Below are 19,604 nucleotides of genomic sequence, written 5' to 3' on the forward strand. Positions count from 1 at the left end.
GCTCTCCCATTCACCGCGTCGTACTTCCGAGCATGCTTAAGCAAAACTCACGTTAACACAACTTTCCGTAACCCCTTCTGCTCTTCGAGCACCTTCCCCAAGGAAGGATTTTGATGATATGAATTTTCTAGAATGAATCTTGTTTTTTCCGGTCAGAAAATTAGTTTAAATTTGGGTGATTCGACCGTATTGGACGATCTGAATTTTGAGATTTCAGCGGGTGAAAAAGTCGGCTTAATTGGGTCTAGTGGTGCGGGAAAAAGTACATTATTGAGTTTGCTCAATGGTCAATGGCAACCGACAACGGGCGAACTAAAAATTTGGGATAAATCTTTCGCGAAACTCAAGGGAAAACGGCGGCGTAAAATTCAACGACAAATCGGCACTATTTATCAGCAACTGCATTTAGTCGATAGTTTAGCGGTGGTTCATAACGTCAATGCGGGAAACTTAGGACGATGGTCATTTCCCAAAGCTGCTTTTTCACTAATTTTTCCCCTCGAACAAAAACTTGTGCAAAAAGCATTAGAGCAAGTCGGCATTCCAGAAAAGATGTTTGCGAAAACTAGTGAGCTGTCCGGCGGTCAAAAACAACGGGTAGCCTTAGCAAGAGTCTTAATTCAAGATCCTGAAATTATTTTGGCGGATGAACCGATTTCTAGTCTTGATCCGCAACTGAGCCGCGACATGATGGATCTGCTGGTAGAGTTGTGCGATCGCCGGGGAAAGACATTGGTTATTAGTTTGCATTCACTAGAGTTTGCGAAAAGTCACTGCGATCGCCTCATCGGTTAAAAAAAAGGCCAAATACTCTTTGACCAGCCTGCTGCCACTGTCACCAATGCTCAACTAAATGACCTCTATAGTGATAGACCGATATACTAGATGTCTGGATTTCATGAAGAGCAATAATGGCGATCGCATCAAAGGCACGACCGAAAGAGAATAACGACTGGCAACTAGCGGGAAAACTCATTCCCTACGCGAAACGCAATATTGTCACCCTCATCATTTCCGTCACATTACTGGTTCCCTTGGCGATCGCCGGAGCGGTGCAACCCCTCATCGTCGGGCAGGCCATTTCGTTACTGCGGGAAGAAAACGTTTGGTCTTTTTTACAGGATTTGTCCATTGAAGCAGCCCTAAATCGACTGATTGCCATTCTCTTTGCCACCATCCTCATTCGGTTAGCCTTTGCCTCGGTACAAGGATTTTTAGTGCAGAAAGTCGGCCAAGAAATCACCGCCGGAGTGCGCCAAGATCTTTTTGATCACGTCACGTCCCTTTCCTCACGGTTCTTTGACCGGATGCCTGTCGGTAAGCTAGTCACCCGTCTAACCAATGATGTGGAAGCCCTCGGCGATGTGTTTGCCAGTGGGGCGATCGGCATTCTCAGCGACATTATTTATTTATTGGTGATTATCGGCACAATTTTTGCGTTGCAGTGGCAGCTTGCCAGCCTGTTGATCTTAATGTTGGTTCCCGTCGCATTTTTGATTGTGTACTTTCAGGCGCAATATCGTAAAGCCAACTACCAAGCCCGCGAAGAGCTGTCTCAAATGAATGCCATGCTCCAAGAAAATGTTGCTGGGATTAATGTGGTGCAACTTTTCCGCCGTGAAAAATTAAATGCTGAGATGTTCCGCTCGGTGAATGACCGTTATCGTGATGCCGTCAATACCACCATTTTCCATGACTCGGCTGTCTCAGCCACTCTGGAATGGATCGCACTCGTGGCGATCGCCGGCGTGTTATGGCTAGGCGGCTGGTTTATTTACCAAGACACCCTGAGCTTTGGTGTTCTCGCAGCATTTATTCTCTATTCCCAAAGGCTTTTTAATCCATTACGTCAGTTTGCCGACAAATTCACCATGTTTCAGTCGGGCTTTACGGCGATCGAGCGCATTAACGAATTAATGTCCCAGCCCATTGAAATTAAAGACCGCGATCAAGATTCCCTAAACGCGGCAAACCTCGGAGAAAAGGCCTCTGGCGAAATTATTTTTGATAACGTTTCCTTTGGCTACAAACCCGGCGAGTACGTCCTCAAAAACCTCAACTTTAAAATAAAATCTGGTGAAAAAATTGCCCTCGTTGGCCCCACTGGCGCAGGCAAAAGCTCCATTATCCGCCTACTCTGCCGTCTCTACGAACCTACCGAAGGGCGAATCTTAGTTGATGGCGTTGATATTCGCGACATTCCCCAGCAGGAATTGCGGCGTCATGTGGGCGTTATTTTGCAGGAAAGCTTTTTATTTACAGGCGATGTTCAACGTAACATTACCCTAGGCGAAGATTACCCCTTTGAAGAAGTCCAGCGAGCCGCCCAGGTTACCAATGTCGATGCCCTAATTGAAGAATTACCGAGGGGCTACAACACAGCACTGCGGGAGCGCGGCACAAACCTTTCCGGTGGACAAAAACAACTTTTAGCCTTTGCGCGGGTTGCCATCCGTGATCCAAAAATTTTGGTATTAGACGAAGCGACCGCTAGCCTTGATGTCGGTACAGAAGCTTTAATTCAATCCGCTCTAGAACAACTCCTCGAAGACCGTACCGCAATTATTATTGCCCACCGCCTCTCCACGATCCGAGATGTCGATAAAATTATTGTGCTCAAACAGGGCGAAATCATCGAAACAGGTAATCACGATGAACTGCTAGAACTAAATGGTTTGTACGCAGGCTTACATCGCCTCCATATGCTGGGTGAATAAAGTCATTCTTCAGGATCTTTTATAAGCAACGATTGCAGGTTTAGTCGTTGTCGCAAGAGTCTTCTTATCTCTTATTCGAATTTTTTTCGTTTAGTTAGTGGATTGTAAAGTCTCAATGCCCCATAAAAATACTGACTCAAGCAATGTTTGTTGATTCACTTCCTCTGGATTTTTTAACGTCCAGCACAAAATTTCGAGACAACGATTAAACACTTGGGGTTTCGTCGCCGCTGCCGGATTATTGAGGGAAATGGCCTGGGCAAAGGTCTGAAGATTATCCACTGGTATATTTTTGTGCGTCACGTTATTGCGCAATATCCGAATATTATGAAGGGCGTTGATTCTTTCCTGTGAAGTATTGTTGGATGGCAGAACCTTTGTGAGAGCATCCACAAGCTCTGTGCTTTTGGGATTATATGTCCCCCTAGACCAATCCCAATCGCTGCGGACTTTGATTAAGCCTTTATCAATCCATTTTTCCTCATCTGCCCGTTTAAATAAAAGCTGTTCGATCAACTGGGCAAATAAGAAAAAAGCCGCAGTAAAGTAACCAAGGTTTAGTTCAATATTCAAGAGAAAGGTGCTTTCCCATAATTTTTGGTAATCATCATTGCTAATGGCTTGGCGCTTTTTTTCCCACATATCCCGTTTAATAGTCCCTGTCATTCTTACCGTTGTTTCATCAGCAAGCCATTGCCCTAGATATTTTTTTGTGAAAATTCGCGCTACCTCACGGTTGCGAGCGAGATTTAGATGCCCGGCCAACTCATACAAGGTCAGGAGTTTACTTTGGTGAGCCGTCAGCAAAGTCTGAGCCTCTGCAAAATTTCCCTGTTTCCATGACCGCTGAATACGATCTTTTTCTAAATGCCAAAAGTACTCACTGACTGTGATAACGTCTATTCTCTCTGAGAACTTAGCGCGGCGATCGCCTTCCGGATAATTATCCTTTGGTTCTTCGGGGGTGACCTTAAAAACTTCAAATTGTCGGACTAATGTACCCGAAAAAATATCTACAATATTGGCGATCGCCGGAGCACAGCCTTTAGTTTGGATAGCAACCTGAAGGTTTTGATGTGGCTGGGGACTATTTGTTTGTTCTAGCGCTAGGGGCAGGACAATTTCCTGTAATTCTTCATAGACTTTCTTCCTCTCCATGATGTTGAGTTCTGTATCAATGACATCTACTTGCAGATCTGGAAAGTCTACTTGGATTTTCGATTCCATCAAGCGAGCGAGCCATAATGTATCCGCCGAACGATATTTCCACGGTACAGTTTCAGGCTGATTCGTCGCCCAGAGAATAACTGTTTTCAGCCCATCTGCGACCAAATCACGAATAATTTTTCCATCCATGAGCAGTTGAACTGCACTAAAATCTCCCCCCAGCTCTGTTTGACAATGCTGATAATAAGTTTCTCCTAGATGACGCACCCCCCAATTTATGCCGGGTTCGTGGCTACCCCGTTCGAGATTTAGCTCTGAATACAGTTCATCAATATGGGGAGGATGGAGGCGATCGCCATCAGCCCCAAAGCAACGAATAATGCTATCTTTGCACTTCCAGCCAATCTGACGAGTACCCACAGTAATAATTAAAATATCCATCGCTAATTAATTTCCATCAATAATTTATTGACCAAATAAATGAATACGGCCTTCAGAGCGTTGTAAATCTCGTAAAAACCGAGACCGAACATGATTATTCTGAGTTTGTGCTCCCCCTAAAAACAGGCAGGCAATCTCTGTACAATCTGTGCCAATCTCATCATCAGGATGGCGGAAACCATAGCGACGAATAGAAACCCACGAACAATGCGCACTACCACGACCTGCATTACCACCTAAAGCAGGATTACGTTTATAGTTACGCGGCTGCCTCTCCAGATACACCAGATACATGGCATCACCACGGGTTTCTGTAGCTCTATCTTCTTGCCACTCTAATTCTTGAAAATCTACAGGTTCATCATCAGGACCCGGCAGCATATATATGGCACAAGTTGTAGGAGAGAAAACTTCCCCTTCAAGGTTGTCATTCACGCCGATTTGCAGGCGATCGCCCCATTTTTCCTGCACTTTATCCAGCCAACTTTGATAAAGATTTTGCCAAGTTTGAGGTCTATGGGGAGGTAGTAAATAGTTAACAGTTCTCCATTGAGTAGAGTTTGGATCTCGACGACGGTGAGTTAGTTTCAAAAAAGAACCACGAGCCGCAGTACGCCCATTATTCATCGTGAAAATATGCAATGGTCTGCGCCAGCCTCGCCCTACGCCGCCCACACTTGCTGCCACTCGAACAATGGGTAAAATAATCGGCAAAACATCTTTAGGAGCGTGAATTTCTAACTTGCCTGACCAACGGAAAAAACGAGGTTGATCAGAACTGCGATCGCCCCAAACATTACCGGGTTTCACTTTGATTGAGACACAACCTTTAATAGTCTCTGGCTCAATTGAACCAAACAACTCAGCCAATGTCCTTTGGGCATTCTGTTGGGACATTACCCCTAATAAAAACCGCAGTGTCCACGATCGTAACCAACCGCGCCAATGAGAAGGGCGTAACTCCTCTGTTCCTCTCTGAGTCGAAACACCATAACAACCCTGACTAAACAAATCAAAACTCAGAACTTTCTTGGCATAGTTGGGTAGAGATTTGGGCGTAACATCGTGTCGCTCTACCACTCCATAACCCGAAGCAGTCCGACTACCAACCCCAGACAAAGTTAATGCCTGCTCAACCCAACCCCAAACTGTTACTACATCCTCCGGTGTTGCCCGATTAGGAATACCCCGAATCGCAACCTCAAACTGAATCGGTTCACCATCACCAAAGGTGTAATGGGAGAGAGGAGTACTTTGCCCTTGATGCAACACTTGAAAATTTTCTTGAGGGTTAACAATATCCAGCGTTAAGCGTGTGGGCTGTTGCGGCCAAGCATCTAAAAATTCGATTTTTCCAGCTTTGATTTCATCACCTGTTTGTTCGCCTAACAATGCCACCATCTGAGGATAAATATCAGGATGTTGCTTCGCCCATGAACGCACTAAACCCCGAATGGAAGAACCGGGAATATAACCATTGAGCGGTAAAGTCGGTAAACGTTGGAGATTTTCCCCTACATTCCGCTTATCTTCTGGACGACCTTGACTGGACTTCCAACTTCCACAGGGTTCACCCGCTGACACGAGAGTTTCTACATCTGGGTGAGGAAAAGACCCGACCTTAGCCCGTCCATTCAGGGTAAAAAGACCTTTTTTTAATAGATCAGCCTGCCCCCGTTGCTGGTGTTGTTCTGCTAACAAATCTGCCAGCAAAGTTTGTGTATACATAAAAAATCTCGTCTTGTTAATTAATTGCTGGCACAAGCCCGCGCCCAAAAATTCCAATGCTTACTCATCACCATTGACTGCCGCCACTGTGCTAAATATTGTGCTGGCTGATTCCTCTGCAACTCGATGACATGAGCCATCAAGGCTGTTGCAGTTGTCCCTTGATTTAATTCAAGTTGCTGAACCAAAAGACTTTTCCAAGAGGGAACTGTACGCTCTCTTACCTGTCCACCTTGGGCATTTTGTTGATTGATATACCCTACTGCAGATAACAATCCAAACACCCGCAAATGTTGGGAAAGGCGCAAAATGGCGTTTAAATCCTCTTGGTTAATCGTGGCTTGGTGACGATCAGTTAAATAGCCTTGAATATGGTCATAGGCTTTAAGACTCATTTCCGACATTGTTTTATCTCCTTTAAAAAATCAAGTATTTAAGCATCACAATTAGACAGGAGAGTTGGGTTGAGCAATCCACGACTGTAACCAACCACGACCAACATTCGCTTGACCACCCACTTGAATTAGTCCTTGCACAATGTCTAATAACTGTTGGTGATGTTGTTTTGTTAAAGACTGATTTTGGAGGACGTTATAGCCCCAAGAAAAATAGAAAATTGTATCTCTTGGAATACAAATATCTGTCCAAAAAACCTCTGCGGAGCCTTCTCGATTAGCGCCATCATCGGAGTCTTGAATTTTATTGCGGATTTGCGTCCACAATGAATGCTCCATCAAGGTACAAAAATCGCTATCTGACAGAACAATACGGTTGTCTTGCCACGTTTTCTGAACTGCCTTACCTAATCGATCTGGGAACTTAGTCGCTAGATTAGCAACTTTCTTTTGATCATCATTCATTGGAGAAACGTTGATCTGAGCATCCGCAACAATAAACCTGCCAGCTCTTGTCCCAACGGCATGAGCCGGAAAATCAGGATAGGTTTTTTGGGCGCAAATGGCGTGATCTCTGATCAAAGAATGACAACTCACCCATGTAAAAACATCTTGTTGCCCATTGAGGGACATGGTACGCATGGGAACCCAAAGAAGCCGCGCATCACCAAACCATACTTGATGGACTCCCATTTGATCACTACCACTGAGTTCTTTCCCAAACAAAATATCGGCGGCATTAGGGTCTGAGGCAGCCAGATCATTGCGAATACTACCCCGCAAAGATGAGCCGGGAATATAAGGGAAATCTGTATGCGCTTCCCGCACAATATCAAGAATGTTACCGAGATCGCCTTCACCACCACAATGGATTGGGGCGAGGCTGTAAAGATAACCAAGTCGAAAATCAGACATTTTTATTGAAAGTAAAGTGAGTAGTCAATCTATTGGTGGCTCGGTGATGAGCAGGGAGACAGGGATGTTAGGAGATAAGGAGTCAGGAGGTAAGGAGATAGAATTTTTGATGGTGCTTTTTTTCAGTTTTTATCTTCTTCTCTTCTCAAATTTTTATTTTCTACATTCACCCAGAGGAGATGGGAATAACCAAATTGTTGGATCTGCTGAGTTCGCTTGTGCTGTGTCTCCTCTGGTTCTTCTAGGTAGTAGAGAGTTCCGGGGGGAGCGGCAAAGACTTGGGGGGCAGGAATGCTACTTTTTTTGCCATTTTTTTTAAGCTGGATTCGAGGACTGATGGCGATCGCCTTTTCGGTAGCAAGACTAACAAATTGCCCATCTTTGTTATGGCTGAGTTTCCATTCCCATGGGTAAGGGCGACAAACTGATTTTTTGCCTTGGGGTCGCTCAAAGATACCGGGGGTCATGAGGTAGGCGATCGCCCTCCCTTTTTTATTCACATTCTGATCAGAAATATTCTTAATCCCTTGCCATTGTTGATCTAAGTCTGGACAATGTTCGAGAATCACGCGATGGCCTTCCCCACCGAGGCGGACAGTTAAGGGTTTCGGTAATGTTTGCAGGTGTTGGTGAGTTGGGGCATCAAGGGCGATCGCCAAACTCCAGCCCTTTTTCAAGCGAATCCCATTTTCCACAAAATAGCCATCTGCATCCTTAACTTGGCGATCGCCTTTTTCAATGGAATTATGGGGGCGACTTTCCATTTCCCAAGGCTGTTTTTCACCATCAATAGTTTTATCTTCTAGCCAGTCATGATCTTCAATTTCACCCGTTTTTAAATAAGCTTCGATGACATTCGCAGGCAACCAAGAACGAAACTTCTTCTCTTCTTTATCTCCTTCATTCTTATCTACAGGCTTAATTGTTGCCAAAGGAGCAGGTTGAGACGTATCCCAAAGCATTTGAGTTCTGAGGGCACTATCTTCGGGATGCCAACTGAGGGGAAACATGGGTTTACTGCTGAAAAAACCGAGGGGACGAGGAAAATAAAGGGTTTTATCGTAGGCAAATAAACTACCGATAAGACTCAGTTTTTGATCTTGGGGTAATAGGCTTCTAATTGCCCCAGCAAGAGTATGACCATTCGGCGGAAAAACACTACCAGCCCAAGCGCGTTCACCGGGGATAAAGGGTTTTGCATCGCGGAGAAGCAAGATATCTAGAGGGGTTAATGTATACCAATACATACTTGAATAATTAAGTGAAAAGTTTATCGAGATTCAGTTCTAATGTTGGGAAAGTAAGACAAGAGACTGACTGGTGTGGCTGATATATCTTAGTTTTTTGGTAGGTATTGTTCTGAATTTCTGTGTGACACTCTAGTTGTTTTTGAGATAGGTTAATTAACCAAACTTCAGGGACTTGATGTTGAGCATAAAGAGAAATTTTTATCTCTCTGTCATAGGTCAAACTTGTATCGGCAACTTCAATGAGCAATAAAATATCTGCGGCAGTTGGTAACTGAGTAGCGTAAAAGTCTTCTCGAGGCCGCAAGAGAACGACATCAGGTCGAGGTTCAGATTCATTGCCTAAATTAATGGGATTTTGGGTACTGACGATCGCCTGTTCGCCGAGATTACGGGGAAAGAAATTAGTGAGATAGTTCGTAACGAAGGCATGGCGAAAGCCAACGGGTGACATGGTGATAATTTCCCCTGTGATCAGTTCTAGGTTTTCTTGGGGATCAAAAATCCCTGTCTTCGCCATTTGGTGATACTGCTGGGTTGTAAATTTACGAGTAAGCAGTTGCATGGTTTATCCCCCCTAGTTTGATATCTCGATTGCGCAGATTAAAAGCTGCTGCCTTGAGCCAGTTTTTGGCTTCTTGAGCGCGATCATTTTTATCCGTTGTAACCCATAGAGCTTTTAGGAAATCCTTCAAATCAGTCCTTACGCGAACTTTCTGCTGATCGCTTAGGTTACTGCGCCGTTCCGTAAAGGCATTAACCCAAGGCTCAATGGCTTCATAGACTGGAATCGGATGTTGTTCTAATAGCGTAGCTGTCGTCTCAAAAGTCGAGGGTTCAATCTCTTCAATAGTGAGTAATTTTTGCCATGTTTTGAACGTATCAAATTTGCAAGTCGCTTTGAGGATGTTGCCGTTGCTATAAATCACTCGCAACTGCACCGCATCTTTCTGTTTTCTTCTCTCCTTATCTTCATATTCATGATCTTTAGCTCCTTCCTCGGCTTCCCAGAGATTTTCAAGGGCGATCGCCAACGGAACAGAATGGTGAGCAATTACTAAACCAAAACTAATGGTGGCATTTCCCCCCATGGTGAATAGGGGACGTTCAAACCGATCAGACTGCCAATAATCACCTTTATTCTCAAATTCCCCTTGGTCATCCTCTGCACCACGAAAAGCTTGGCGAATATCCCAGAGCCATTTGTCCCATTCCCAGAGATTGGTGTAGGCAAGGACATCATCACCACCGCTATAAATCAACCGTCCGGCATAGCGTTCTTCAGTGAGATAGGGCGCAAGTTGATTAGAGAAATCAAGTAAAGCACGGCTCAAAGCATTGTGGGTGGCGGGTCCCATCCGTTTTGTTTCGTCCCTAAATTTATCAAATGTCTCTTTTAAATCATCGGGAACATTTAGGGCTTTCGGAAAATATTCTTTGTAAGCTTCCATCTTGGTTCCCTTTAACCAGTCGCTCATCCCGTCCCCATCTCCGGCGGCTAAGACGTACCAACTGGCTGGATTATTGTTGGGATAGTGCTTATCAATGATTTTCTGTAGATTCTGGCGGCACTGACGTTTCAAGGCGCGAATTTCACGCTTTAGTCGGCTAGTTTCTGAGTCATTTTTTTCTTGCTTTGCCTGTCGTAGCTGTTTTTTTAATTGCTTTAATTCATCTGTATCAAGGTCTTCTGCTAACCAACCAGCATTGAGCAAACGAGGATGATATTTTTGGGGTTGCTTATCTATGATTGGAATGCCCCATTTATTGCGCATTTCGCGGATGACTGCTTTTGTCCAAGGCAATTCCTCGTAAATCTTTTCACAGACCGTTTCAAAGTATTGGCGATCGCCACCCGTATTGAGATAGCCTGCCACCCCAGAGGTTAGGTCAGGATAAGAAGCTGCAATCTGCTCTTCATCTGACAAGCCTAAAATTTTAGGTAGAACTTTCTCTAAAGCCCGCTTAACAGTCTCTGTCGCATTAAGTTGCTCAATACCGTCAAATAAACCTGCATCATGCTCCCACAAATCTGAAGCATCTTTTTCGGTGAGCCAGTCGCGATGTTTGCCATTGCCTTGGGGGTGAACCACGGAGCCTAAGCCGGAAATCGTCGATCTTGTGCCGAAGGCGGTGGGCAGTTTCCAGTTACGGGCGTTTTTAACGGTATTCAAGGCGAGGCGCGTTTGCCCAAAGATATTCGCCCACCATGATCCGGCATTTAAACTGCCTGCATAGCTGCGATTACGCTGTTCTGTAAATAAGGCGATCGCCTGCTCAAAAAATTCTCTTTCTGCGGGTTGAAACAAATCTGCATTAAATGCTTTGTTTTGCTGATCAATCCACTTCTCTAAGTCTGTCTTCTTTTCATCGGTCTGGGCTGGTATTCCCACACTCTTAAACTCACTCTTTTTATCCCCGATCGCCACGGCACTCCAATAGGTTTGCCACTGGGCATCGAGCCAACCTTGCCAACTGGGATCGGTTGCTTTTAGGTGCTTCTGCCAATAGCGATTGTCTTGGAGTTCTGCCAGTACTTCCTTGGCAATTTCCCGCCACGCATCAAAGAGATGATTCTTCGCCGATTGCATTGCTGCCGCTACTTTTTCTTCTGGCAACACCAGCATAATCACATTGGGAAACCCTGCGGTGAGGAGTTGCCGATCTGTCGGAGCAGAAATCCACGGGGCAAAATCAGGATATTTATCCCGTAGCCAATGGTCGATCAGGGGTTGGCCGTAAAGGCTGGGATAAAGAAAACAATCTGCGCCGTATTTATGGGCAAGTCGCCAGCAGACCTTGGCAGAAAGGTAATGCAGAATCCATGACCCTGCCCAAAAGTCCTTCATTTTGCGGCTGGCTTTAATGAGTTCCTGTACTGGGCTAAAGGTGAATACTGCCAAGTGGGGATGGGATTTGGGGATATTTCTAGCGCCTTTTGGGATGTCTTCAGGCTCGGTGTCATATCCGGCTAAGGCTCCGGCGATCGCCGCCGTCATACTGGCATGGCTCCAAATTGAGCCATCGGGTAAACGGGTTTCCGCTGGCATGAGTAAGCTTTCTGCGCCAAATTGATCGGCAACGGCTTGGGGTAAACAGCGCCATAACCACCAGAAACAGACTTGGGCAGCATCGGGATCGTCGCAGATCTCTGCGGGCATTTGATCGATAAAATCGGCTTCGGCTTGGTTTAAATAAGCATGGCGATCGCCCTGACCGAGAATTTCATCATGATGTTGCATTCGTAGCGGCAGCTTCTCCCCAGACAATAGGTGCGATAACTCCAACCCCTCTATGCCATAGTCCACAGAAGAACCGATGTAGTGAATAATGCCGCGATCACTCGCCGACGCAATCAGATCACTCAAACCCACATGGTCTAACCATGTCCCATTGAGGTCGGACGCTTTTTTCTGTTCACTGGATTTAGGCGATGCCCAACCCTCCATACAGGCAAGTTTTGTCCAAGGACCCTCTTCACCGCGACCAGAATTTTTATGCAGTGCTTTCAGGGCAGGGTCATGTAACAATCCCCAAATTTTTGCTTGCCAATATGCTTTCCCTGCCACAGTCCTTCTTACCCAATTTCGTGATGTGTCTCTGACATCATAGGAGTGCCAGCCCATAAATATCTTCTAAAAGACAATATTTAAAAAAAATTCTTTATTATTCTTAAATCTTATGGATCGTCTAAACTTTTGGGCTGGCTGAAAGGTTGAGAAAATAGCCTAAATCAGCTCTTGCTGCAAGGACAAAACCTTAAAGATATGACTTTTATGAATGACTGAAGATTGATTTTGAAAATAGAGTCTTTTACTTGATTTATCCAAAAAACTTGGGTAAGGCGGGACGGCGATCGCCTGCTATATTGACCACTATGATGCAACCCTCCATCGATCACGACCTGCTATTTAAGGAACTGCTCACCACATTCCTGTGGGAATTTCTGGAACTTTTTGCACCGGAGGTTGCCCAAGCAGCAGAGCAAGACACCTTAGAATTTCTCACCCAAGAGGTTTTTAACGACCTAGAGGGTGAAAAACGACGTAATGTCGATATCCTTGCCAAGCTGCGGTTTCGGGGTCAAGATACCTGTTTTTTGATCCATGTCGAAAATCAAGCCACTGCCCAACGGGACTTTGCGGAGCGGATGTTTCTCTATTTTGCGCGACTCTACGAAAAATATCGTTTCCCGATTTACCCCATTGGGTTGTTTTCTTACGATCGCCCCCGCCGTCCAGAGCCAGAGATTTTTACAGTTGGGTTTGAGTTTAAGGAAGTTTTGCGCTTTACTTTCCAGACAATCCAACTCAAGCGTTTAAACTGGCGGGATTTTTTACGACAGGACAACCCTGCCGCCGCTGCTCTCATGGCGAAAATGAACTTTACACCGGAGGAACGCCCAAGGGTGAAGTTAGAATGTTTACGGATGATCACGACGCTAAATTTAGACCCAGCAAGGACTCATCTGTTATCAAGTTTTGTGGACACTTATCTGAGGTTGAATATGGCTGAACAACAGATATTCGAGCAGGAACTCCGAAAAATCCAACCCCAAGAGGCGGAACGAGTTTTGCGCCTCACGACTTCTTGGATGGAGGAGGGTCTAGCAAAGGGTTTACAACAAGGTCGACAGGAAGGTCTTGAGCAAGGTCTTGAGCAAGGTCTCGAACAAGGTCTTGGACGAGGTCGGCAGGAAGAGGCTTGTAAGTTAGTTTTGCGGTTTATCGATCGCCGTTTTCCTGATGCCCTCCCAGAGTTTGAGCCACAGGTACGGGAGTTATCTCTAGAGCAGTTAGAAATTCTCGGCGATCGCCTATTTGCGCTGGAGTCTAGCACTGACTTAGCAGCTTGTTTTCAAGACCTTCCACCAAATCAATTAGAGGAGTAGGACATCGCATATCGCCTTTTTCTCCTAGAATCTAGCACTGACTTAGAGGCTTGTTTTCAAGACTTGACGCACGATCGCCGTCCAGACTAATACGTGCCCTTTCTCCCTTGGGGGAGATGCCGAAGGCAGAGGGAGTTACAGGGAGTCGCGCCACCCACAAATGACTATAAAAATGATCGCCTTTTGATGGAATTCGGAGGGCGATCATTTTGTATTGAGTATTGCATTGATAAGTATTCAATCTATTAACTTCTCAGGTGAAGAGAAGCTTATTAGATCAGTCAACAAAATATACTATCTAATCTTCGTTTCCAATCTATTAACTTCTCAGGTGAAGAGAAGCCCCACTGCGTAATCTCCCCAGAAGGCGACGATTTTTGTTTCCAATCTATTAACTTCTCAGGTGAAGAGAAGCTACGTGCACGTTTGGCAGAGTTCCATCTACTTTGGGTTTCCAATCTATTAACTTCTCAGGTGAAGAGAAGCACTAGACATGGACAGCGTTCGGATGTTGATTGAGAAATGTTTCCAATCTATTAACTTCTCAGGTGAAGAGAAGCACGGGGGCATTAGCCCAACCGATATCAGTAGATGCGTTTCCAATCTATTAACTTCTCAGGTGAAGAGAAGCTGCTTGTGGGGAGGGAAGCCGAACGTGTCTGAATTGCTAAGTTTCCAATCTATTAACTTCTCAGGTGAAGAGAAGCCGAAATTGGGGGGACTGAAAATCCCTCAAATTAAAGAGTTTCCAATCTATTAACTTCTCAGGTGAAGAGAAGCTATGCTAAAGGGCGTGACCAAGCCGCTCTTATTGATGTTTCCAATCTATTAACTTCTCAGGTGAAGAGAAGCACCAATGATGATTCTCTGGGTATTGTTCTAGTATACGGTTTCCAATCTATTAACTTCTCAGGTGAAGAGAAGCTCGAATCATCCAACCACACATAGATGATTTTTAAACAATGTTTCCAATCTATTAACTTCTCAGGTGAAGAGAAGCCTTGGGAGTTTGTCAACTTAGCTGTCCGGAACAAATTAGTTTCCAATCTATTAACTTCTCAGGTGAAGAGAAGCAGCTAAAGCTTCCAATCCAGACGCAGTTAACCTAGCTAAGTTTCCAATCTATTAACTTCTCAGGTGAAGAGAAGCTGTTACTCCTAAGTCTCTTAAGAACTTGGTATACCAGTTTCCAATCTATTAACTTCTCAGGTGAAGAGAAGCGCCGTCGAGTTTCATGGTCTCATGCAAACCTATGCGTTTCCAATCTATTAACTTCTCAGGTGAAGAGAAGCTCTTGCTGCACAAGCCGGTGCCAATTCTAAAGTTAAGTTTCCAATCTATTAACTTCTCAGGTGAAGAGAAGCAAACATTGTAACTTCAAAGTAGGGGCTAACTCTGTATACTGTTTCCAATCTATTAACTTCTCAGGTGAAGAGAAGCTTTATGGAAAGCCAGCTCATCTACTTCTACATGCAATGTTTCCAATCTATTAACTTCTCAGGTGAAGAGAAGCTGCGTAGAGGCTGGCTGCGAACCCTATCAAACCCAAATCGTTTCCAATCTATTAACTTCTCAGGTGAAGAGAAGCCTTTCGGGGGGCTCGTCTTGCGGCTCGGTTTGGGCGTTTCCAATCTATTAACTTCTCAGGTGAAGAGAAGCTTTAACGAAGGAAGCCACAACTTCGACATAAACCACGTTTCCAATCTATTAACTTCTCAGGTGAAGAGAAGCTATAAGAATACTTACGAAGAGTTGTCGCCTGACTTGTTTCCAATCTATTAACTTCTCAGGTGAAGAGAAGCATTTCGGCTTCTGAAGCCTCTTTTAACTGGACAACCCCATGCGGGGTTTCCAATCTATTAACTTCTCAGGTGAAGAGAAGCAATGCCCTGAATCATTTGTACAAAAAGGGGGTATCTATGCTGTTGGTTTCCAATCTATTAACTTCTCAGGTGAAGAGAAGCAACTATATCCTCATCGAAGATGGGATATTAAAGTATCAGTTTCCAATCTATTAACTTCTCAGGTGAAGAGAAGCACGGAAATTATCGAGATTGGAGAGTCTCCTCGAAAGTTTCCAATCTATTAACTTCTCAGGTGAAGAGAAGCTCATTGGATATGAGGGAGGTGGCGCTTTGGGTGGAGTTTCCAATCTATTAACTTCTCAGGTGAAGAGAAGCTCTTCCTGCAATCGAGGTTAACGCTGAGATTCTTGCTGATGTTTCCAATCTATTAACTTCTCAGGTGAAGAGAAGCTTCCTTTCTGGGACTTCTTTGAACCCACACATGAGCCCTCTCAGTTTCCAATCTATTAACTTCTCAGGTGAAGAGAAGCTCTATGGCAGACATTAGCTTACTTTAAGTATACAGAGTGTTTCCAATCTATTAACTTCTCAGGTGAAGAGAAGCTTGGATGCGCTTTGCATCTTGAACAACATGTAATAAGTTTCCAATCTATTAACTTCTCAGGTGAAGAGAAGCCTGTGTTTAATCAAAGCACTGGTCACTACGAAGACAGTTTCCAATCTATTAACTTCTCAGGTGAAGAGAAGCAGGGGACTTCCCCACTTATCGAGAGCTACCCTAGGCGAGTTTCCAATCTATTAACTTCTCAGGTGAAGAGAAGCCCTAGTCTGTCAAACCTTTTGCCGGAGCGAACTCCAGAAGCAGTTTGCGACCGATAGCCAAATCATAACGAAAACTCTCCAAACAAGTCAACAAAAACCCCCTGAAAGCGTTACAGCACTTAACATCGAGCGTTCAAATAAAAGAATAGCCATTTCAGCCATTATGGCGATCAATCGCTAAACAATCGTTGAAGAAGGCGGCATGAGCAACGGCGGTTCGCCCCAAATTTCCACCTGCCCCAAAGTATGACCCGAAATCGGATAAAACCGTAAACTATCCTGTTCTTCCTCCCGATAATATCGCCGCAAACGTTGTTTTAGTTCCCCATATTTTTTTACTGACAAACGACATTCAAACACAGAAAATTGCACCCGACACCCATAACCTTCTAACAAATCAGCAATCTTTTTACGACGCTTATTATCAGAAATATCATAGGCAACAAGATAAAACATTTGAGCAGGTATCAGGTATCAGGTATCAGAAGAAAATTAACGGATTTGATAGGGAGCATAACCATTAACTGGTTGATAAATAAAATTTTGATAAGCTCGTACCTGTGTCGTTAACAAATGCCAACGCATCTCCCTTTCATCTCCAACATTAATCACCTCCTCCATTTGCCGAACAAATGCAGACAAATAAATTTTGCGCCCAGCACTATTTAAAAAACAGCCCCCATCTCGATACACAAAATCCTCACTAGAAATCACCTTTTTATTAATCAAATACAACACCAGACCATCCACCAAGGGAGCACGAAACTCCTCGATCAAATCAGAAACTAACGCCGCATGACGTTCCGACCCCTGATGTAAACAGGCTTGATAAGGATCAAGCCCCCGAATTTCGACCAACGCCAACAAATGATTCCAGAGCACCTGATAACCAAAACTGAGGAGCGCATTGACCGGATTGAGAGGAGGGCGACGGGAACGACTCACAAAACAAAAATCGCTATTGCGCAGACATTCCCCAAAGGCCGAAAAATAACTCGCTGCTGCTGCTCCTTCTAACCCCATTAACCTCTCCGTTGTTTCTGCTGCTAGTATTTGCGATCGCAGATGCTGGAGCGTTGAAATCGATAAAGTCAAAATCGCCGTCGGATATTTCCGGTTCTGTCGTAACAACAGCACCCGACAATTGTGAACCTTCGCCGCCACGAGCGAACGAGCCACTGAGAGCTTTTCTGTTACCGAAAGCCCCTGCTGATACCGCGCCAACTGACGATAACCCCGTTCCACCGCCATCACCCGCCCGTAGCAATACCCCAACCGCGAAAGAAAAACGATAGGAATATCCCGCCACAGACAAGCCCGCATTGCTTGGATCGACACTTGGGATTGCCCAAAAATCAGCACCTGCTCTAAAAGTGGTAACTGTACCTGAGCGAGACAAGTTTCCCGCTGCCATACTTCCAGAAACTCGTGTTTGAGGCGGACATAACAGCCCTGCTCAGATACGTAGAGGGTTTTCATCGCTCCGAACGACGGGGCGGGTCAAGATCGGAATGGGGGTCTGGTGGATAGAGATCGCCGCGTCGCCGCGCTGCCGACATCTGAACTGGATTTCCCCCTTTTAGCAACCAGATCGTAATGCCGTCCATTACGCCACAAACTACAAAGGTTGACCCCATCACTAATAAGGTATTCATGATCACTGCCGCTAAACCTAACGGGGCAATCAAGAGAATCACTAAGGTAATTCCTCCGTTGGCGATCGCCGCCGCACTATTGCGTACAAAAATGCCGCGTTTTGCTAAATACATCGCTGTATTCCCCATCAATAGTTTTTCGAGAAAGATAGTTTTAGAGAAAATTCGAGAAAAAAAATTGTTGCCCAAGTCTCCACACATCAGACATCTGAACGCAGGAACAAACCTGCAAGACCGAGGGAAAAGGCTCCCACAAAACGGCTAATCATCTTCGCCGCTGGATCGGGATAACAACGTTGATAATCACAGATTTGTTCGCCGCTGTTATAGATTTTGACAGCGAGGGAGATTCCTCCTACTGCAACAAAGGTCGCCATAAAAAACCTGAGACAACCGAGATTTTGATTCATCTCCCAACACCTTTCGTTAGAACTACGTCCCTATTCAAACAAGACCTCCACCCAAAAGTCTCGTAAAACCCAATCTCAATCAAAAACGGCAAACCTAGGTCAGATAAGCATTGATCGCGATGTCAAAATAGCGGCTTTTTATGGACAATGAACTAACTTGCTGCTGCACAAGCCATGCCCAAAGTTTCCCAGTCACATTCCTACTCCGATCAAAAAAGCTTGGAACGCCTATTGATCTTGATCGCCGTGATGGTGCGTTATCCCGGTGTCGGTTGTCCAGACCCCGACAGTTGGGGCGAAAAGATAGAACATCACAATGCCCTTGCTGAAGTCCGCGAAAAATGGCAGGAGATTGCCGCCCAGCTAGGGATTAACTTTAAACCCAACTATCCGGCGATCGCCACACTCCGCAAAGACTTAAGCTTTCTGCGTCAATATGGCATCCTCGAACACCGTATGTATCGCTGGGGTTACTATCTCGGCACAGGAGTTTTTACCGTAGAAGATCTCCAACTAGCCCTAAATAGTATGGGGGCGATCGCCCACGACCAAGGCGACTTTCGGTATCGCCAAACCCTAAACAAAATCCAAAAATACCTGCGGGGATTTGACTTTGGGCAGACCGACCCAGACTACCCCATCCGCCAAAACCTCAACCGTCCCGTTAACTGGACAGACCCAGAAATCATGATGGAACAAGGCGAATATCGCAAGACCTTATTTCATCACCTCAAAACAGTCGAACAAGCCATTTGGCAAGGACAGGCGATCGAAATCAGCCGCCATAGTTCCCCCTACAATGGCAAACATTTAGGCACTCATATTGTGATTCCTCTCCAACTCATTTTCTATAACGTCGCTTGGTATCTCCTCTACGAAGACTGTAAAAATCACTGCTTTGTGATTGGTCGTATGAATCGGTTTACAGACTACTGTGAAATTATTACCCAACAAGGTCGAGGACTCGCCGCCCAGCGGGAAAATCTCAACCAAGCCCAAAGACTTTTAAACAATGGCTGGGGCTTAAACCTCGGCAACGAACAAGAACAAATCCAAGAACGACTCGGTAAACTACCCTTTACAGACATCAAAGTTCGCTTCTTTCACCCTGCTAGTCGTATGATCCTCGAAGCAGAACAACGCCACCCCAGCCAACAGCTTCGTCGAGGCAAAAAAAATCCAGACACGGGGCAACCCAAATTTGTGGATTATAGAGTGATCTTACCCCCCCGCTCGATCCCCGAATTTATGACATGGGTGATGAAATATGGTGGTAACGTCAAGGTGCTTTCTCCCCCAGATTTAGTCGACACTCACCGTCAAGCAGCGCAGAAATTGGCACAGCGCTATGACCTGCTCTAACTTGTTTGCAAACATTATGGAAACTGTGGTCTATTTCCTTGTTTCAGAG

The 19,604-nt window shown here is 45.1% G+C and carries 15 protein-coding genes and 1 CRISPR repeat array; of the genes, 4 read left to right on the forward strand and 11 right to left on the reverse strand.

Annotated features, from left to right (window positions below; all coding sequences use genetic code 11):
• The first annotated feature begins 132 nt into the window (after nt 1-132).
• Both NIES208_RS12515 and NIES208_RS12520 read left to right on the forward strand, forming a co-directional pair.
• Complete coding sequence (locus NIES208_RS12515) at nt 133-795, forward strand: phosphonate ABC transporter ATP-binding protein (protein WP_225875306.1); 663 nt, start codon at nt 133-135, stop codon at nt 793-795.
• 116 nt (nt 796-911) lie between these two features.
• The gene (locus NIES208_RS12520; RefSeq protein WP_075893266.1) at nt 912-2,717 is read left to right on the forward strand and encodes an ABC transporter ATP-binding protein; all 1,806 of its coding nucleotides are present in this window, start codon (nt 912-914) and stop codon (nt 2,715-2,717) included.
• A 90-nt stretch (nt 2,718-2,807) separates the two neighbouring features.
• On the opposite strand, the gene NIES208_RS12525 is transcribed toward NIES208_RS12520, so the two are convergent.
• From NIES208_RS12525 to cas10, 7 genes are all read right to left on the reverse strand, one after another.
• Entirely contained in the window at nt 2,808-4,325 is a 1,518-nt protein-coding gene (locus NIES208_RS12525) for a hypothetical protein (RefSeq protein WP_075893268.1), read from the reverse strand.
• Nucleotides 4,326-4,349: 24 nt separating this feature from the next.
• The gene (locus NIES208_RS12530) at nt 4,350-6,053 is read right to left on the reverse strand and encodes an RAMP superfamily CRISPR-associated protein (RefSeq protein ID WP_075893270.1); all 1,704 of its coding nucleotides are present in this window, start codon (nt 6,051-6,053) and stop codon (nt 4,350-4,352) included.
• A gap of 20 nt (nt 6,054-6,073) precedes the next feature.
• Nucleotides 6,074-6,457, reverse strand: a complete 384-nt coding sequence (locus tag NIES208_RS12535) for a hypothetical protein (protein ID WP_075893272.1) — start codon at nt 6,455-6,457, stop codon at nt 6,074-6,076.
• Between the two features lie 42 nt (nt 6,458-6,499).
• Nucleotides 6,500-7,363 (reverse strand): type III-B CRISPR module RAMP protein Cmr4, encoded by an 864-nt coding sequence (cmr4, locus tag NIES208_RS12540; protein WP_075893274.1) that lies wholly within the window; start codon nt 7,361-7,363, stop codon nt 6,500-6,502.
• Between the two features lie 122 nt (nt 7,364-7,485).
• The gene (locus NIES208_RS12545; protein ID WP_075893276.1) at nt 7,486-8,610 is read right to left on the reverse strand and encodes a type III-B CRISPR module-associated Cmr3 family protein; all 1,125 of its coding nucleotides are present in this window, start codon (nt 8,608-8,610) and stop codon (nt 7,486-7,488) included.
• 10 nt (nt 8,611-8,620) lie between these two features.
• Nucleotides 8,621-9,175, reverse strand: a complete 555-nt coding sequence (locus tag NIES208_RS12550) for a Uma2 family endonuclease (RefSeq protein ID WP_075893278.1) — start codon at nt 9,173-9,175, stop codon at nt 8,621-8,623.
• Nucleotides 9,156-12,236, reverse strand: coding sequence for a type III-B CRISPR-associated protein Cas10/Cmr2 (gene cas10 / locus NIES208_RS12555; RefSeq protein ID WP_084176622.1), 3,081 nt, complete (start codon nt 12,234-12,236; stop codon nt 9,156-9,158). The genes NIES208_RS12550 and cas10 overlap by 20 nt, the downstream gene beginning before the upstream one ends.
• A gap of 251 nt (nt 12,237-12,487) precedes the next feature.
• Here cas10 and NIES208_RS12560 point away from each other — a divergent pair, with 251 nt between their 5' ends.
• Nucleotides 12,488-13,501 (forward strand): DUF4351 domain-containing protein, encoded by a 1,014-nt coding sequence (locus tag NIES208_RS12560; RefSeq protein ID WP_235641388.1) that lies wholly within the window; start codon nt 12,488-12,490, stop codon nt 13,499-13,501.
• A 233-nt stretch (nt 13,502-13,734) separates the two neighbouring features.
• Nucleotides 13,735-16,128: a CRISPR direct-repeat array (repeat unit 36 nt; unit sequence GTTTCCAATCTATTAACTTCTCAGGTGAAGAGAAGC).
• A gap of 177 nt (nt 16,129-16,305) precedes the next feature.
• Here the strand turns inward: NIES208_RS12560 and cas2 are convergent.
• From cas2 to NIES208_RS19000, 4 genes are all read right to left on the reverse strand, one after another.
• Entirely contained in the window at nt 16,306-16,584 is a 279-nt protein-coding gene (gene cas2 / locus NIES208_RS12565) for a CRISPR-associated endonuclease Cas2 (protein ID WP_075893282.1), read from the reverse strand.
• A 36-nt stretch (nt 16,585-16,620) separates the two neighbouring features.
• Nucleotides 16,621-17,607 carry a CRISPR-associated endonuclease Cas1 gene (cas1, locus tag NIES208_RS12570; protein WP_075893284.1) on the reverse strand — a complete coding sequence of 329 codons (987 nt, stop codon included), beginning with the start codon at nt 17,605-17,607 and terminating at the stop codon, nt 16,621-16,623.
• The gene (gene csx18 / locus NIES208_RS12575; RefSeq protein WP_075893320.1) at nt 17,604-17,897 is read right to left on the reverse strand and encodes a CRISPR-associated protein Csx18; all 294 of its coding nucleotides are present in this window, start codon (nt 17,895-17,897) and stop codon (nt 17,604-17,606) included. Before csx18 ends, cas1 begins: the two co-directional genes overlap by 4 nt.
• 86 nt (nt 17,898-17,983) lie before the next feature.
• Nucleotides 17,984-18,160 carry a hypothetical protein gene (locus NIES208_RS19000; protein WP_171971763.1) on the reverse strand — a complete coding sequence of 59 codons (177 nt, stop codon included), beginning with the start codon at nt 18,158-18,160 and terminating at the stop codon, nt 17,984-17,986.
• Between the two features lie 207 nt (nt 18,161-18,367).
• Here NIES208_RS19000 and NIES208_RS12585 point away from each other — a divergent pair, with 207 nt between their 5' ends.
• Nucleotides 18,368-19,555, forward strand: a complete 1,188-nt coding sequence (locus NIES208_RS12585; protein ID WP_075893288.1) for a helix-turn-helix transcriptional regulator — start codon at nt 18,368-18,370, stop codon at nt 19,553-19,555.
• Nucleotides 19,556-19,604 lie beyond the last annotated feature (49 nt).

The sequence above is a fragment of the [Limnothrix rosea] IAM M-220 genome (genome assembly GCF_001904615.1).
GTDB lineage: Bacteria > Cyanobacteriota > Cyanobacteriia > Cyanobacteriales > MRBY01 > MRBY01.

What these genes read in the sequence shown, in the direction of transcription:
- NIES208_RS12515 (WP_225875306.1), top strand. Translation starts at nt 133, where the DNA reads ATGAATCTTGTTTTTTCCGGTCAGAAAATTAGTTTAAATTTGGGTGAT.
- NIES208_RS12520 (WP_075893266.1), top strand. Translation starts at nt 912, where the DNA reads ATGGCGATCGCATCAAAGGCACGACCGAAAGAGAATAACGACTGGCAA.
- NIES208_RS12525 (WP_075893268.1), bottom strand. Translation starts at nt 4,325, where the DNA reads ATGGATATTTTAATTATTACTGTGGGTACTCGTCAGATTGGCTGGAAG.
- NIES208_RS12530 (WP_075893270.1), bottom strand. Translation starts at nt 6,053, where the DNA reads ATGTATACACAAACTTTGCTGGCAGATTTGTTAGCAGAACAACACCAG.
- NIES208_RS12535 (WP_075893272.1), bottom strand. Translation starts at nt 6,457, where the DNA reads ATGTCGGAAATGAGTCTTAAAGCCTATGACCATATTCAAGGCTATTTA.
- cmr4 (WP_075893274.1), bottom strand. Translation starts at nt 7,363, where the DNA reads ATGTCTGATTTTCGACTTGGTTATCTTTACAGCCTCGCCCCAATCCAT.
- NIES208_RS12545 (WP_075893276.1), bottom strand. Translation starts at nt 8,610, where the DNA reads ATGTATTGGTATACATTAACCCCTCTAGATATCTTGCTTCTCCGCGAT.
- NIES208_RS12550 (WP_075893278.1), bottom strand. Translation starts at nt 9,175, where the DNA reads ATGCAACTGCTTACTCGTAAATTTACAACCCAGCAGTATCACCAAATG.
- cas10 (WP_084176622.1), bottom strand. Translation starts at nt 12,236, where the DNA reads ATGGGCTGGCACTCCTATGATGTCAGAGACACATCACGAAATTGGGTA.
- NIES208_RS12560 (WP_235641388.1), top strand. Translation starts at nt 12,488, where the DNA reads ATGATGCAACCCTCCATCGATCACGACCTGCTATTTAAGGAACTGCTC.
- cas2 (WP_075893282.1), bottom strand. Translation starts at nt 16,584, where the DNA reads ATGTTTTATCTTGTTGCCTATGATATTTCTGATAATAAGCGTCGTAAA.
- cas1 (WP_075893284.1), bottom strand. Translation starts at nt 17,607, where the DNA reads ATGAAAACCCTCTACGTATCTGAGCAGGGCTGTTATGTCCGCCTCAAA.
- csx18 (WP_075893320.1), bottom strand. Translation starts at nt 17,897, where the DNA reads ATGTATTTAGCAAAACGCGGCATTTTTGTACGCAATAGTGCGGCGGCG.
- NIES208_RS19000 (WP_171971763.1), bottom strand. Translation starts at nt 18,160, where the DNA reads ATGGCGACCTTTGTTGCAGTAGGAGGAATCTCCCTCGCTGTCAAAATC.
- NIES208_RS12585 (WP_075893288.1), top strand. Translation starts at nt 18,368, where the DNA reads ATGCCCAAAGTTTCCCAGTCACATTCCTACTCCGATCAAAAAAGCTTG.